At 72.2% G+C, this 14,014-nt stretch carries 14 protein-coding genes; 10 read left to right on the forward strand and 4 right to left on the reverse strand.

Annotated elements, in window-relative coordinates; genetic code table 11:
* Positions 1-39: 39 nt before the first annotated feature.
* Positions 40-858: a kinase gene (locus tag MKP15_RS06370; protein ID WP_161613495.1), complete on the forward strand. Its 819-nt coding sequence runs from the start codon at positions 40-42 to the stop codon at positions 856-858.
* 143 nt (positions 859-1,001) lie between these two features.
* Here the strand turns inward: MKP15_RS06370 and MKP15_RS06375 are convergent, their stop codons facing one another.
* Positions 1,002-1,205, reverse strand: coding sequence for a dodecin domain-containing protein (locus MKP15_RS06375; protein ID WP_054667057.1), 204 nt, complete (start codon positions 1,203-1,205; stop codon positions 1,002-1,004).
* Between the two features lie 98 nt (positions 1,206-1,303).
* Here MKP15_RS06375 and MKP15_RS06380 point away from each other — a divergent pair, with 98 nt between their 5' ends.
* From MKP15_RS06380 to mdtD, 5 genes are all read left to right on the forward strand, one after another.
* Complete coding sequence (locus MKP15_RS06380) at positions 1,304-1,846, forward strand: shikimate kinase (protein WP_104939305.1); 543 nt, start codon at positions 1,304-1,306, stop codon at positions 1,844-1,846.
* A complete protein-coding gene (gene aroB, locus MKP15_RS06385) occupies positions 1,843-2,952 on the forward strand; it encodes a 3-dehydroquinate synthase (protein ID WP_240212148.1) in 1,110 nt (369 codons plus the stop codon). Before MKP15_RS06380 ends, aroB begins: the two co-directional genes overlap by 4 nt.
* Before the next feature lie 62 nt (positions 2,953-3,014).
* Positions 3,015-3,266 (forward strand): WGR domain-containing protein, encoded by a 252-nt coding sequence (locus MKP15_RS06390; RefSeq protein ID WP_054667062.1) that lies wholly within the window; start codon positions 3,015-3,017, stop codon positions 3,264-3,266.
* Positions 3,267-3,280: 14 nt separating this feature from the next.
* Complete coding sequence (gene hemE / locus MKP15_RS06395) at positions 3,281-4,399, forward strand: uroporphyrinogen decarboxylase (protein WP_240212149.1); 1,119 nt, start codon at positions 3,281-3,283, stop codon at positions 4,397-4,399.
* Positions 4,400-4,540: 141 nt separating this feature from the next.
* Positions 4,541-5,962 (forward strand): multidrug transporter subunit MdtD, encoded by a 1,422-nt coding sequence (gene mdtD, locus MKP15_RS06400; RefSeq protein ID WP_240212150.1) that lies wholly within the window; start codon positions 4,541-4,543, stop codon positions 5,960-5,962.
* Here mdtD and MKP15_RS06405 read toward each other — a convergent pair whose 3' ends face one another.
* The gene (locus tag MKP15_RS06405; RefSeq protein ID WP_240212151.1) at positions 5,963-9,541 is read right to left on the reverse strand and encodes an ATP-binding protein; all 3,579 of its coding nucleotides are present in this window, start codon (positions 9,539-9,541) and stop codon (positions 5,963-5,965) included.
* A gap of 325 nt (positions 9,542-9,866) precedes the next feature.
* On the opposite strand from MKP15_RS06405, the gene MKP15_RS06410 reads away from it, so the two are divergent.
* The 3 genes from MKP15_RS06410 to MKP15_RS06420 are packed head-to-tail and all read left to right on the forward strand — an operon-like array spanning position 9,867 to position 11,685.
* Positions 9,867-10,547 carry a YceI family protein gene (locus tag MKP15_RS06410; RefSeq protein ID WP_240212152.1) on the forward strand — a complete coding sequence of 227 codons (681 nt, stop codon included), beginning with the start codon at positions 9,867-9,869 and terminating at the stop codon, positions 10,545-10,547.
* Positions 10,544-11,122: a cytochrome b gene (locus MKP15_RS06415; protein WP_240212153.1), complete on the forward strand. Its 579-nt coding sequence runs from the start codon at positions 10,544-10,546 to the stop codon at positions 11,120-11,122. The genes MKP15_RS06410 and MKP15_RS06415 overlap by 4 nt, the downstream gene beginning before the upstream one ends.
* Positions 11,119-11,685: a YceI family protein gene (locus MKP15_RS06420; protein ID WP_240212154.1), complete on the forward strand. Its 567-nt coding sequence runs from the start codon at positions 11,119-11,121 to the stop codon at positions 11,683-11,685. Before MKP15_RS06415 ends, MKP15_RS06420 begins: the two co-directional genes overlap by 4 nt.
* Positions 11,686-11,698: 13 nt before the next feature.
* On the opposite strand, the gene MKP15_RS06425 is transcribed toward MKP15_RS06420, so the two are convergent.
* Positions 11,699-12,169, reverse strand: coding sequence for a hypothetical protein (locus tag MKP15_RS06425; protein ID WP_104939313.1), 471 nt, complete (start codon positions 12,167-12,169; stop codon positions 11,699-11,701).
* Positions 12,166-12,390 carry a glutaredoxin family protein gene (locus MKP15_RS06430; protein ID WP_104939314.1) on the reverse strand — a complete coding sequence of 75 codons (225 nt, stop codon included), beginning with the start codon at positions 12,388-12,390 and terminating at the stop codon, positions 12,166-12,168. The genes MKP15_RS06425 and MKP15_RS06430 overlap by 4 nt, the downstream gene beginning before the upstream one ends.
* Before the next feature lie 98 nt (positions 12,391-12,488).
* Here MKP15_RS06430 and MKP15_RS06435 point away from each other — a divergent pair, with 98 nt between their 5' ends.
* Positions 12,489-13,871, forward strand: coding sequence for an L-serine ammonia-lyase (locus tag MKP15_RS06435; RefSeq protein ID WP_240212155.1), 1,383 nt, complete (start codon positions 12,489-12,491; stop codon positions 13,869-13,871).
* The last annotated feature ends 143 nt before the right edge of the window (positions 13,872-14,014 follow it).

The raw sequence follows: 14,014 nt of genomic DNA on the forward strand, positions 1-14,014 counted from the left end.
TCCACTTCGGACGGCACGGGTTTGGGCTATTGTGGCGCCATGTCGTCCGTTCCGCACCGCTTCTCCGCACGCCGCTTCCCGCAGGCCCTGGCCGCACAGGCGCTGGACGAAGCGCTGGCCAGCGGCCGCGACACGCCGGTGCTGGCGATCAGCGGGGTGCAGGGCAGCGGCAAGTCCACGCTGGCGGCGCAGGTAGTGGAGCTGGCGCAGGCGCGCGGGTTGCGCGCGGCGGCGCTGTCCATCGACGACGTCTACCTGACCCGCGCCCAGCGCCAGCGCCTGGCCGGGCGCGTGCATCCGCTGCTGGCCACGCGCGGCCCCCCGGGCACCCACGACCTGCCGCTGGCGCTGGCAACCCTGGACGCGGCCCGCGGCGGCCAGCCGTTCGCGCTGCCGCGCTTCGACAAGCTCGCCGATGAGCGCGTGCCGCAGGCGCAGTGGCAACCGGTCCAGCACCTGGACCTGCTGGTGTTCGAGGGCTGGTTCCTGGGCACCCCGCCGGAAGCCGAAGACGCCCTGCGCACACCGCTCAACGCGCTCGAGCGCGACGCCGATGCGGACGGCACTTGGCGGCGCTGGTGCAACCAGGCGCTGGCCCGCGACTACCCGGCGCTGTGGCAGCGTTGCGACCGGCTGTGGTTCCTGCAGCCGCCGGGCTTTTCGGTGGTGCCCAACTGGCGCTGGCAGCAGGAGCAGGCGCTGCAGCAGGCCGCGCCCGGGCGCACCGGCATGAACCGGGCGCAGGTCGAACGCTTCGTGCAGTTCTACGAGCGCGTCAGCCGGCAGGCGCTGCGCTGCCTGCCGGACATCGCCGACCGCAGCGTGGCGCTGGATGCGCAGCGCCGGGTGCTGCCGTAGGCGCGGTGCTTGCCCCATGCGCCGTAGGTGCGGGGCTTGCCCCGCACATGTCGTAGACGCGATGCCTACCCCGCCCACGCCGTAGGTGCGGCGCTTGCCCCGCACGCGCCATGTGCGAAAGCCGTGCGGGGCGAGCCCCGCACCTACTGGACCAGGAACGTCACCCGCAGGTTGACCCGCCATTCGGTGATGTTGCCGTCGCCATCGGTGACCACCTTGGTCTCGTTGATCCACGCGCCCTGGATGCCCTTGACCGTCTCGGCCACCTTCTTCAGGCCGCTGCGCACCGCGTCCTCGACGCTGGCGCTGGACGACGCGCTGACTTCGATGATTTTCGCCACTGCCATGTCCGCCTCCGTTGGTTGCACCACGAACCACTCGTGGCGTCGACGAGCTTGGCTGCTACCGTGTTAACGCACCGACACGGTGCTAGCATCGAACGGCAATGAATCCCGCCCCCAACGTCATCCTGGTCGGCCCCATGGGCGCCGGCAAAACCTGCATCGGCCGCCGCCTGGCCGAGCGTTTCGGGCTGGCGTTCGTCGATGCCGACCAGGCCATCGTCGACGAGGTGGGTTCGTCGATCCCGGCCATCTTCGAGAACGTCGGCGAGGCCGGCTTCCGCGCGCACGAAAAACGCGTGCTGGCCAGGCTGCTGGAACGCGGCGGGCAGCTGGTCTCGACCGGCGGCGGCGCAGTGCTCGATGCCGACAACCGCCAGCGGATCCGCCAGCGCGGTTTCGTGGTGTGGCTGCGCGTGGGCGTGGCCGCGCAGCTGCAGCGGCTGCAGCGCGACAAGACCCGCCCGCTGCTGCAGCGCGAGGACCGCGAACAGGTGCTCGAGGCCATGGCCACGCTGCGCGATCCGCTGTACCGCGAGGTCGCCGACCTGGTCGTCGACACCGATCCCTATTCCCCCGCCGAGGCCACCGCGCACCTGGTCGTGCGCCTGGCCGCGCAGTGGCAGAACCCGGAACTCCCCGCATGAGCCATGCCCCCCGCACCGTCGCCGTCGGCGGCGACTGCCCGTACCTGATCCACATCGGCCCCGGCCTGCTCGGCGCGGGCGACCTGCTGGCCGGCGCCGTCCGCGGCCGCCACGTGCTGCTGGTCAGCGACGACACCGTGGCGCCGCTGTACCTGGCGCGGGTGCGCGCCGCGCTGCACCAGGCGCGCCCGGACCTGGCGGTCGGCGAGTACCTGATTCCCGCCGGCGAGGCGTCCAAGACCCTGCACCATTTCGGCAGCGCGATCGACGCGCTGGCCACGCTCGGTGCCACCCGCGACGCCTGCGTGCTGGCGCTCGGCGGTGGCGTGGTCGGCGACCTGGCCGGCTTCGCCGCCGCCTGCTGGATGCGCGGCGTGGACTGCGTGCAGTTGCCCACCACCCTGTTGTCGATGGTGGATTCGTCGGTTGGCGGCAAGACCGCGGTGGACATCGCCCAAGGCAAGAACCTGGTGGGCGCGTTCCACCCGCCGCGCGCGGTGATCGCCGACACCGCCGCGCTGCGCACCCTGCCCGTGCGCGAACTGCGCGCCGGGCTGGCCGAGGTGATCAAGTACGGCTGCATCCGCGACCCGCTGTTCTTCCAATGGCTGCAGGCCGAGCGCGACGCGCTGCTGGCCGGCGACGATGCGGCGCTGGCGCAGGCCATCGCCCGCAGCTGCGAGCACAAGGCCGAGATCGTCGCGCGCGATCCGCTGGAAAAGGGCGAGCGCGCCCTGCTCAACTTCGGCCACACCTTCGGCCATGCCATCGAGACCGCGCAGGGCTATGGCGCGCCGGGCAGCGACAACCTCAACCACGGCGAGGCGGTGGCGGTGGGCATGGTGCTGGCGGCACGGTTGTCGGCCGCGCTGGGCATGGCCGGCGGCGACGCCGCGGACGCGCTGCGCGACCTGCTGCGGGCCTATGGCCTGCCGGTGGCGATCCCGGCCGGGCTCGACCCCGCGACCCTGCTCGCGCACATGCGCCTGGACAAGAAGAACCTCGCCGGGCGCCTGCGCCTGGTGCTGTGGCGCGGCGTCGGCCGGGCCGAAGTGGTGGCGGACGTGGACGAGGCCGCGGTGCTGGCGGTACTGCGCGCCGGCTGAGGCCACGGCCGGCGCCGGGGCAATGCCACCCGGCCCCGACGCGGCCGGCTACAATCATCGCCATGCGCGTCTACCTGCAGCAGCCGCCCAGCGGCAACGAATCCCCCCGCTATGTGCAGCTTTCGCTGCTGCCGGACCTGCTCGGCGGCTGGGAGCTGCTGCGCGAGACCGGCCAGACCGGCGGCCGCGCGCAGCTGCGCCGCGAGCTGTTCCTGCAGCAGGACGAGGCCCGCCACGCCTTCGAGAAGGCACGCGACGCGCAGATCAAGCGCGGTTTCCAGGTGGTGTTCGCCAGCGGCGAGCCGCACCCCTGACCGGCCCCGGCGCCATGCGCGCCGCCCCGGCCCAACGGCCACGTTCCAAGGAGTTTTCCGTGACCAGCCCCCTTCGCAACGACCGCTTCCTGCGCGCCCTGCGCCGCGAGCCGGTGGACTGCACGCCCGTCTGGCTGATGCGCCAGGCCGGCCGCTACCTGCCGGAATACCGCGCCACCCGTGCCCGCGCCGGCAGCTTCCTGGCCATGGCCAAGAACCCGGAGGTCGCCTGCGAGGTCACGCTGCAGCCGCTGCAGCGGTTCGACCTGGACGCGGCCATCCTGTTCTCGGACATCCTCACCGTGCCCGATGCGATGGGCCTGGGCCTGTATTTCGCCGAGGGCGAGGGCCCGAAGTTCCACCACCCGGTGCGCGACGCGGCGGGCATCGCCCGGCTGGCGGTGCCGGACATGGAGACCGAGCTGGGCTACGTGATGGACGCGGTGCGGCTGATCCGCCGCGAGCTGGACGGCAAGGTGCCGCTGATCGGCTTCTCCGGCAGCCCGTGGACGCTGGCCTGCTACATGGTCGAGGGCGGCGGCAGCAAGGATTACGCGCGGATCAAGGCGATGGCGTTGAACGCGCCGGCGGCGCTGCACCAGTTGCTGCGGGTGGTGACCGACGCGGTCGTCGCCTACCTGGCGGCGCAGCGCGCGGCCGGGGCGCAGGCGCTGCAGGTGTTCGACACCTGGGGCGGGGTGCTGTCGCCGGCGATGTACCGCGAGTTCTCGCTGCCCTACCTGGCGCGCATCGCCCATGAGCTGGAACGCGGCCAGGGCGCGCAGCGCACGCCGCTGATCCTGTTCGGCAAGGGCACCGGCCAGTATGTGGCCGAGCTGGCCGCCACCGGCGCCGAAGGCGTGGGCGTGGACTGGACCATTTCGCTGGAGGACGCCGCGCGCGCCACCGCCGGCAAGGTGGCGCTGCAGGGCAACCTGGACCCGACCACGCTGTACGGCTCACCGGAGGCCATCGCCCGCGAGGCCGGCAAGGTGCTGGACAGCTATGCCGCCGGCAACGGCGGCTCGCGCGAGGGCCACGTGTTCAACCTCGGCCACGGCATGTCGCCGGACATGAATCCCGAGCACGTGGCGGTGCTGGTGGACGCGGTGCACCGCCTCAGCCGCCGCTGAGTACTTCGCCCCGGGCGCGGCCAGGCCGGCCCGGGCACGCCCGCTCAGCGCGCGGCGCCGGCCCACGGCGGCGCGCGTGCGCGATGCCTGCACGCGCGAACCGGGACAATGCCGGCACCGCCCTGGCAACGAGTGCGCCTGATGTCCCTGCCCCCTTCCAGCCCACTGCCCGCCGCCGATCCGCACAAGCCGCTGCTGTGGCTGGTGTCGCTGGCGATCTTCATGCAGATGCTGGATTCGACCATCGTCAATACGGCGCTGCCGGCGATGGCGCGCAGCCTGGGCGAGAGCCCGCTGCAGATGCAGTCGGTGGTGTTCAGCTACGCGCTGGCGGTGGCCAGCTTCATCCCGGCCTCGGGCTGGATCGCCGACCGCGTCGGCACCCGCCGCACCTTCGTGGCGGCGATCGTGCTGTTCACCCTGGGCTCGCTGGCCTGCGCGCTGTCGCCGACACTGCACTGGCTGGTCGCCGCACGCGTACTGCAGGGCATCGGCGGCGCGCTGCTGCTGCCGGTGGGGCGGCTGGCGGTGATGCGCTCGGTGCCGCGCGAGCAGTTCCTGTCGGCGATGAGTTTCATCGCGATCCCGGCGCTGGTCGGCCCGTTGCTGGGGCCGACCCTGGGCGGCTGGCTGGTGCAGGCCGCGTCCTGGCACTGGATCTTCCTGATCAACCTGCCGATCGGCGTGGCCGGGCTGTTCGCCGCGCTGCGGATCATGCCCGACCATTACGGCCAGGAACGGCATCACTTCGACCTGGCCGGCTACCTGATGCTGGCGTTCGGCATGATCGCGCTGTCGCTGGCACTGGATGGCGCCTCCGGCTTCGGCTCGGCGCATGCGCTGGTGCTGCTGCTGGCGGTGATCGGCATCGCCGCGCTGGCCGGCTACTGGCTGCACGCGGCCGGGCGCAGCGACGCGCTGTTCCCGCTGACGTTGTTCCGGGTCACCAGCTTCCGCATCGGCATCCTCGGCAACCTGTTCTCGCGCATCGGCAGCGGCGCCATGCCGCTGCTGATCCCGCTGCTGCTGCAGGTGGGCCTGGGCATGAGCCCGATGGCGGCGGGCATGATGATGGTCCCGGTGGCGCTGGCCGGCATGGCCGCCAAACGCCTGGCGGTGACCCTGGTGGAGCGTTTCGGCTATCGCCGCATCCTGATGATCAACACCGTCTGCGTGGGCCTGGCGATGGCCAGTTTCATGTTCGTCAGCGGTCGCCAGCCGCTGGCGCTGCAGCTGCTGCAGCTGGCCCTGTTCGGCGCCTTCAACTCGATGCAGTTCACGGTAATGAACACGGTGACCCTGCGCGACCTGGACGCCGGCCAGGCCAGCAGCGGCAACAGCCTGCTGTCGATGGTGATGATGCTGGCCACCGGCTTCGGCGCGGCCACCGCCGGCAGCCTGCTGTCCACCTTCGGCGCCCACCTCACCGGGCATGGCGCCAGCGCCGCGCTGCACGCCACGTTCGTGTGCGTCGGCGTGATCACGCTCAGCTCGACCCTGGTGTTCTGGCAACTGCCGGAAAACCGGCCGCACCCGCGCGCGGTCGAGGAAGTGGTCGAGTAGTCAGCCCGGCGGCGCCGCCGCCGGCGCGTCCTGCGCCGGTGCCGCGTCGCGTGGGCGCCACGCCGCGGCGATGGCGGCCACCAGCATCTCGCCGGTCACCGGCTTGCGCAGGAACCCGTCGAAGCCGGCCGCGCGCGCCTGCTGCTCGGCGCCACCATCGGCACGCGCGGTCACCGCCACCAGCGGGAAGCGGTGGCCCTGGCCGCGCAGCTGCGCCGCCAATGCGAGGCCGTCGAGCGCCGGCAGGTCCAGGTCGAGCAGGCCGATGTCGAACGGCCACGCCGCCACTTCGGCCAGCGCCGCCAGCCCGTGCAGCGCATGCACCACCTGGTGGCCACGCGCGCGCAGCAACCCGGCGATGACATCGGCCACGGTGGGGTCGTCCTCGACCAGCAGGATGCACAGGCTGCCTTCCGGGCCCTGCCCCGGCGCGCGCGCCGCCGCGGCATCGCCGCCGGCCAGCGGCGTCCACGCCAGTGGCAGCTCGACGATGAAGCGCGCGCCGGCCCCCAGCCGGCTGTCGATGCGGATGCTGCCGCCCATGGCCGCGGCCAGTTCCTGGCAGATCGCCAGGCCCAGCCCGCTGCCACCGTAGCGCGAGGCGGTCTGCGGTCCTTCGGCCTGTTCGAAGCGGCGGAACAGCCGCGCCTGCTGCTCGGCGGTGATGCCGGGGCCGGTATCGCTGACCACCAGGCGGATGCCGGCGCCGGCGGGCAGCAGTTCCACGCCCAGCCCGACCTGGCCGTGCCCGGTGAACTTGGCGGCGTTGCCGAGCAGGTTCATCAGGATCTGGCGCAGGCGCATCGGATCGCCGGTCACGCGCACCGGCATCGGCAGCCGCGGCTCCTGCACGAACTCCAGGCCACGCTTGCGCACCACCGGCGCGATCAGCGCGGCGACCTCGTCCAGCAGCGGCGCCAGCTCGAACGGGCGGCTGTCCAGCTCCAGCCGGCCGGCCTCGATGCGCGCCAGGTCGAGCGAATCGTTCACCAGCTGCAGCAGATGGACGCCGGCCTGCTGGATCGAACCGGCATAGCGGCGCTGGGTATCGTCCAGCGGGGTGTCCAGCAGCAGCTCGGTCATGCCCAGCACGCCGGTCATCGGCGTGCGCACTTCGTGCCCGAAGGTGGCCAGGAAGCGGGTCTTGGCCGAGGAGGCCTGCTCGGCCAGTTCGCGCCGCTGTTCGGCCAGCTGCCATTCACTGCGCCGCTGCAGGCGCGCGCGGTAGGCCAGCACCGCGATCCCCAGCGCCAGCGCCGCGGCCAGCGCATAGGCGGCCATCGCCCAGCCGCTGCGCCACCACGGCGGGGCGACCTCGATCCGCACGTCGGGCGCGGCGATCCAGCCGCCGCCGGGCACCGCGCCCTGGATCTGCAGGGTGTAGCTGCCCGGCGCCAGGCGCGGGAACACGCGCTCGCCGCTGGCGCCGGCGTTGACCCAGTCCGGGTCGTAGCCGCTCAGGCGGAAGCGGTACTGGTTGTTGGTGGAGTCGGCGAACGCCAGCAGGCGTGCGACCACGTGCAGGTCGCGGTCGCCGTCCTTGATCCGCAGCAGCGGCTGCTCGGAGAGGTCGTACAGCTGGTCGCCGCGATGCACGCTGATCCGCTCGATCACCAGTGGCGGCCGCCGCGCCGGCGGGCCGACCTGCGCCGGATCGAACAGCACCACGCCGTCGGGGGTGCCGCCGGCCACCTGGCCGCTGCGCGCCTGCACCAGCCCGCGGCGCCGGAACTCCTGCCCGGGCAGCCCGTCGTGCACGCCGTACAGGCGCACCGAGCGCCGTTGCGGATCCACCCGGATCAGGCCGCGCGCGCTGCTCGCCCAGGCAATGCCGCGGCCGTCGATGACCAGCCCGCCGGCGGCCAGCATCGGGAACCCCTGCTCGACGCCGATGCCGTCCTCCCAGCGCAGTTGCCCGCCGTCCCAGCGGTAACGCTCCAGCCGCCCGAGCAGCGCCACCCACACCGTGCCGTCGGCACCGACGTCGAAGGCATGCGCCGGCACCTGCGGCCCGCCCGCCACCGGCGCGAAGGCGCCGGCCTGCGGCTGCCAGGCCGACAGGCCGGTGGCGCCGGACAGCCAAAGGCGCTCGCCGGGGCCGCATTGCATGTCCTGCAGCGCCCCCTGCGGCAGGCCGTGCTGGCCCGGCGCCAGGTGCAGGGTGACGTGGCCCTCGGCATCGCGCCGCTGGATGCCGCCGTCCTCGGAATAGATCCATACGTGGCCATCGCAGAGGCGCACGATGTCGCCGTCGCCGACCATCGCCGCGTCCACCGCATCGTCATGCCGCCAGCGGCGTACCGCGCCGTCACGCGGGTCGTAGCGCACCAGCGTGTCCAGGCTGCCGATCCAGACCCGCCCCTGCGGATCCTCGGCCACCGACTGCGGCCAGTGGATGCCGTCGACCGGCTGCAGGTGGTGCTCGACCGCGCCGCTGGCCGGATCCAGCCGGTCCAGCGCACCGCGGGTGCCCACCACCCAGATGCCGCCGGAGGCCGAGGCGGCCATCGCCAGCGCATATGGATTGCGCAGCGAGGACGGATCGTCCAGGTGCCGCGCCAGCACCGAGAACTGGCGCCAGTTCGGCGACAGGTGCCACAGGCCGGAATTGGTGCTGGCGAACCACAGGCCACCGTCGCGGTCCTCGTAGGCGGTGCTCCAGTTGGGCTTGACCATGCCGCGTTCCTGGGCGCTGTACAGCGGCACGTTGCTCACCGCCTCGCCGGCCCTGCTGCGGCCCAGGCCCTGCAGCGTGTCCAGCCAGTAATTGCCGTCGCTGTCGTACTGCAGCACGTTGAGCACGTGGCCGTAGTCCGAACCGGGCCACTGCATGCGCTCGAAACGCCCGTCGCGATGGCGCACCACCACCCCGCCGTTGGTGGCGATCCACAGCCGCTGGCCGCCATCGACCTTGAGGCCGTTGATCCGCGGCGAGGGCAGTACCGACTCGCCTTCGCGCTGGAAGCCACTGCCGGTCCAGCGCGCCAGCCCGCCCTTGCTGCCCACCCACAGCACGCCGTCGGCGGTGACCGCCAGGTAGGCGATGGACGCCGACGGCAGGCTGTCGGGCCGGCCGGGGACCGGCATGAAACGCTGGATGGTGCCGTCCACCGCAAGCCGGTGGAGGCCGGCGCTCGGGGTGCCGAACCAGACGCTGCCATCGGGCGTGGAGGCGATGCTCCACACGCTGTTGCTGCCGATCTGCGGATAGGTCTCGCGATCGAAGAAGCGGAAGCTGCGGCGATCGGCCGACAGCATCCCCAAGCCCGCGTTCTGGGTGCCGAACCAGAGCCGGTTGCCGGCGTCCACGTGCAGGCTCCAGATCAGGTTGTCGCGCAGGCCGTCCTCGGCGCGCCAGATGCGGAAGTTGCGGCCATCGAAGCGCGCCAGTCCGTCGTGGCTGGCCAGCCACATGTAGCCGCGGCGGTCCTCGGCGAACGCATTGATGTTGGCCGACGGCAGCCCATCGGCCACCCGGAGCCGGCGCGGCTGCGGGGTGACCGGCACCTCGGCCGTGGCCGGCACCACCACCCCGGCGCACAGCAGCAGGCACAACAGCCCACGCCACCACGCCCTCATCGCACGGCCCCCGTGTGCGCGGCGGGGCCGCCGCAAATGGCCGCCGCGGCCGCGCGCCCCGGTGCCGGTCCGCTGGTGTCGATGCTGCCCCTGGTTCCCATCCGCCGCCCGTTCGCGCTTCCTGTCAGCGGGGAAAATAGCATCCGCGCGGCACGACGACCGGCGCGTGCCGGCAGCCCCGGCCACGACCGCCCCCGGCCCCCTCCCCGGCCCGCGGCGGAACGGCGCGGCCCGGCGGCGCCGCGCAACAATCCATTGCGCCGCCAGGCAACAAACCATGACGGGCATATGCCTAGAATCCACCACCCCCCGCCGGAGCCGCCCCTTGTCACCTCGCCTCGCCCTGCTGCTGGCCTGCCTGCTGCCACTGTCGGCGCCGGCCGCCGACCGTTACCGGCTGGACCCGGTGCACACGCGGGTGCTGTTCGCGGTCGAACACGCCGGGTTCTCGCAGGCGCTGGGCACCGTGTCCGGCAGCGAGGGCGTGCTCGACTTCGACCCGGACGACTGGTCCGGTGCCCACCTCGACGTGGTGGTCCCGGTCGCGCGGCTGGACCTGGGCAACGACAAGTGGAACCAGGCCACGCTGGCGCGCAACCTGCTGGACGGCCAGCGCCACCCGCAGGCGCGGTTCGTCTCCACCCGCATCGAACCGGTGGATGCACGCAGCGCGCGCGTACATGGGCTGCTGACCCTGCGCGGCGTGACCCGCGAGGTGGTGCTCGACGTCCGCCTCAACGCACTCAAGCGGCACCCGCTGCCGCCGTTCCGCCGCACCGCCGGCTTTTCCGCCACCGCCACCCTGCAGCGTTCGGACTTCGGCATCGACGCCTGGCCGACGGTGATCGGCAACCGCGTTGAACTGCGCATCGAGGCCGAAGCGGTGCGCGACGACAACGCCGCGGCACCGGCGGCCGGCGAAGCCGCGCCGGCGGACGCCGACGACGCACAGGCCGCGGCCGACGCCGCCACCCGATCCTCCCCGCAACCGGAATCGCGCCCATGACCCTGAAGAACACGCCTGACCGCTGGGGCAGCGTCAGCAAGAGCCTGCACTGGCTGATCGCCCTGTTGATCCTCGCCCTGGGCATCGTCGGCCTGCTCATGGGCGAACTGCCGAAGACGCCGAAATATTTCTGGGTCTACACCGCGCACAAGTCGATCGGCATCACCGTGCTGGTGCTGGTGGTGTTGCGGCTGCTGTGGCGCCTGTACGCCGGCGCCCCGCGGCCGGTGCCGGGCACCCCGGGCTGGCAGGAGCGCATCGCCAGCGCCACCCACTGGCTGCTGTACGTGATGATGTTCGCCATCCCGCTGTCGGGCTGGCTGTACGACTCGGCCAGCGGCCTGCGCCCGTTCAAGCTGTTCGGGCTGCTGGAAATGCCCAAGCTGGTGGCCCCCGACGAACGCGCCGCGCAGCTCTCGCACGCGTTCCACGAATGGGGCTTCTGGGCGCTGATCCTGGTGGTGCTGGCGCATGCCGGCGCCGCCCTCTACCACCACCTCCAGCAGCGCGACGCCACGCTGGTGCGCATGCTGCCGCAGGGCTGGCTCGACACCCCACAGAAGGAATCCGCATGAACATCAAGCTCACCACCCCGGCCGCCGTGGCGGCTGCCCTGGCCGGCATGCTGGCCACCGCCCCGGCGATGGCCGCGGACTACGAACAGGCGCCCGGCTCGATCCTGGTGTTCGCCACCAAATACGACGGCGAGGTATTCACCGGCACCTTCCCCGGCTTCCAGACCCAGCTCAGCTTCGACCCGGCCAACCCCGCCGCCGGCAAGCTCGACGTCACCATCCCGCTGGCCGGCGCGCGCAGCGGCAACAGTGACCGCGACTCGACGCTGCAGGGCAAGGACTTCTTCAACGTGGCCCAGTTCGCGCAGGCGCGCTACACCGCCAGCGGCTTCCGCGCCGTGGGCGGCAACCAGTTCGCCGCCGACGGCACGCTGCAGCTGCGCGGGGTCAGCAAGCCGGTCACCCTGACCTTCACCTGGACGCCCGGCGCGCAGCCGGTGCTGACCGGCAAGGCCACGGTCAAGCGCCTGGACTTCGGCGTCGGCGGTGGCGACTGGGCCGACACCAAGACCATCCCGGACGAAACCGCGATCAGCACCAAGGTCGTGCTGCGCGCGAAGTAAGCCCGCACCGGACTCAGCCGGCGGCGACGCCGGCGATATCGAAACAGCCACGCCGGCCGGCGGCGTCGGTGAGGCAGGCGCGGTGCCGCTGCGCCTGCCCGCCCTGGCCGGGGCGCACCACCAGGCCGAACACACCGCCGTCGCGGGTCAGCAGCACCGCCTCCCACACCGTGTCCGCGCCCCCGGCCTGCAATGGCTGCCGCTCGCCCGGCGCCGGTGCCTGCAGCGGTGTGGCCGCGGCGTCGCGCAGCATGCGCCGCAGGTTGCGCATGTCCAGCGCGGCCGGCGCGCTGGTCACCGCCTTCAACAGCACCAGCCGCTCGATGGCGTCCACCGGCAGCACCTGCGCCAGCGTGCGCCCCTGCCACGCAAAACCCTGCGGGTCCGCCGGCAGCGCCTTGGCCAGGTCCACGTCGGCCGCACCGGCAGTGGCCGCCGCCATGCCCAGCACGGCAAGCAGTGGCGACCACGCGCGGGCGTTCATCGCAGCCACCGGCGCACGCCCTGCGCATCGAAGGGCCATTCCAGCTCGGCACCGCCCGCGGTATCGCGCAGCACCGGCACGCGCGTGCCGTAGCGCAGCTCCAGCGCGTCGTCACCGTCGATGAACACGCTGTCGAACGCCGGCGTGCGCGCCTGCGCCAGCACCTCCAGCGCCTGGTCGCACAGGTGGCAATCGTCGCGCTGATACAGGATCAAGCCCATTCCCTACACCCCATCCAGGTCAGATGCTGCGCTGCGGGCGGGGCCGTCAGCGGCGAACCCGTAGAATAGCGACTCCTCCAGGCAGCACGCACAACGCAATGTCCGTCAGCACGTTCGACCTGTTCAAGATCGGCATCGGCCCGAGTTCCTCGCACACCGTGGGCCCGATGCGCGCGGCCGAACGCTTCGTCCACCGCTGGCTGCTCGACCCGGGCCAGCTGGCCGACGTCGCCCGCATCCGCGCCGAGGTGTTCGGCTCGCTGGCGCTGACCGGGCGCGGCCACGGCACCGACACCGCGGTGCTGCTCGGGCTGGAAGGCCACCGGCCCAACCTGATCGACCCGGACATCATCCCGGCCACGCTGGCGCGCATCCGCTCGTCCAGGCGCATCAACCTGATGGGCCAGCACGAGATCGCCTTCGACGAGAAGCGCGACCTGGCCCTGAACAAGCGCCAGAAGCTGCCGTACCACACCAACGGCATGCGCTTCACCGCGTTCGACGCCAACGACACGGTCATCGCCACCCGCGACTACTACTCCGTCGGCGGCGGCTTCGTGGTCAATGCCGACGACGCCGCCGACGACCGCATCGTGCCCGACCAGACGCCGCTGCCGTATCCGTTCAGGAGCGGCGACGAGCTGCTGGCCCAGGCCGCGCGCAGCGGCCTGAGCATCGCCGCGCTGATGTTCGAGAACGAGAAGTGCTGGCGCAGCGAGGACGAGATCCGCGCCGGCCTGCGCGAAATCTGGGACGCCATGCAGGCCTGCGTTGCGCGCGGCATCCGCTCCGAGGGCACGCTGCCGGGCGGGCTGCACGTGGGCCGCCGCGCCCCGGCGCTGCACCGCGAACTGTCCGCGCGGCCGGAGGCGGCCATGCGCGACCCGCTGACCACGCTGGACTGGGTCAACCTGTACGCGCTGGCGGTCAACGAGGAGAACGCCGCCGGCGGCCGCGTGGTCACCGCCCCGACCAACGGCGCGGCCGGCATCATCCCGGCGGTACTGCACTACTACGACCGCTTCTGCCCGGGCAGCAACGAGCAGGGCGTGTTCGACTTCCTGCTGACCGCCGCGGCGATCGGCATCCTGTACAAGGAGAACGCTTCGATCTCCGGCGCCGAGGTCGGCTGCCAGGGCGAAGTCGGGGTGGCCTGTTCGATGGCCGCCGGCGGGCTGATGGCCGCCCTCGGCGGCAAGCCGGGGCAGATCGAGAATGCCGCCGAGATCGGCATGGAACACAACCTGGGCCTGACCTGCGACCCGATCGGCGGGCTGGTGCAGATCCCCTGCATCGAGCGCAACGCCATGGGCGCGGTCAAGGCGATAAACGCCGCACGCATGGCCATGCGCGGCGACGGCAAGCACAAGGTCAGCCTGGACAAGGTCATCAAGACCATGCGCGACACCGGCCGCGACATGCAGGACAAATACAAGGAAACCAGCCGCGGCGGACTGGCGGTCAACGTCATCGAATGCTGAATGCGGCGGCGGGCATTCAAGTGGATGCGCGCCGGGCCGCTATGGTTTTCAATGTAGGCTGACGTCAGTACCGGGATTCAGGGGGAATCTCGATCGACCATCCATTCATCATCCGCCATCCGCGCCGGTCGCTGGCAACCGGC

Origin of the sequence: Stenotrophomonas sp. Y6 (assembly GCF_022436665.1) — a bacterium.
GTDB classification, from domain to species: Bacteria; Pseudomonadota; Gammaproteobacteria; order Xanthomonadales; family Xanthomonadaceae; genus Stenotrophomonas; species Stenotrophomonas acidaminiphila_A.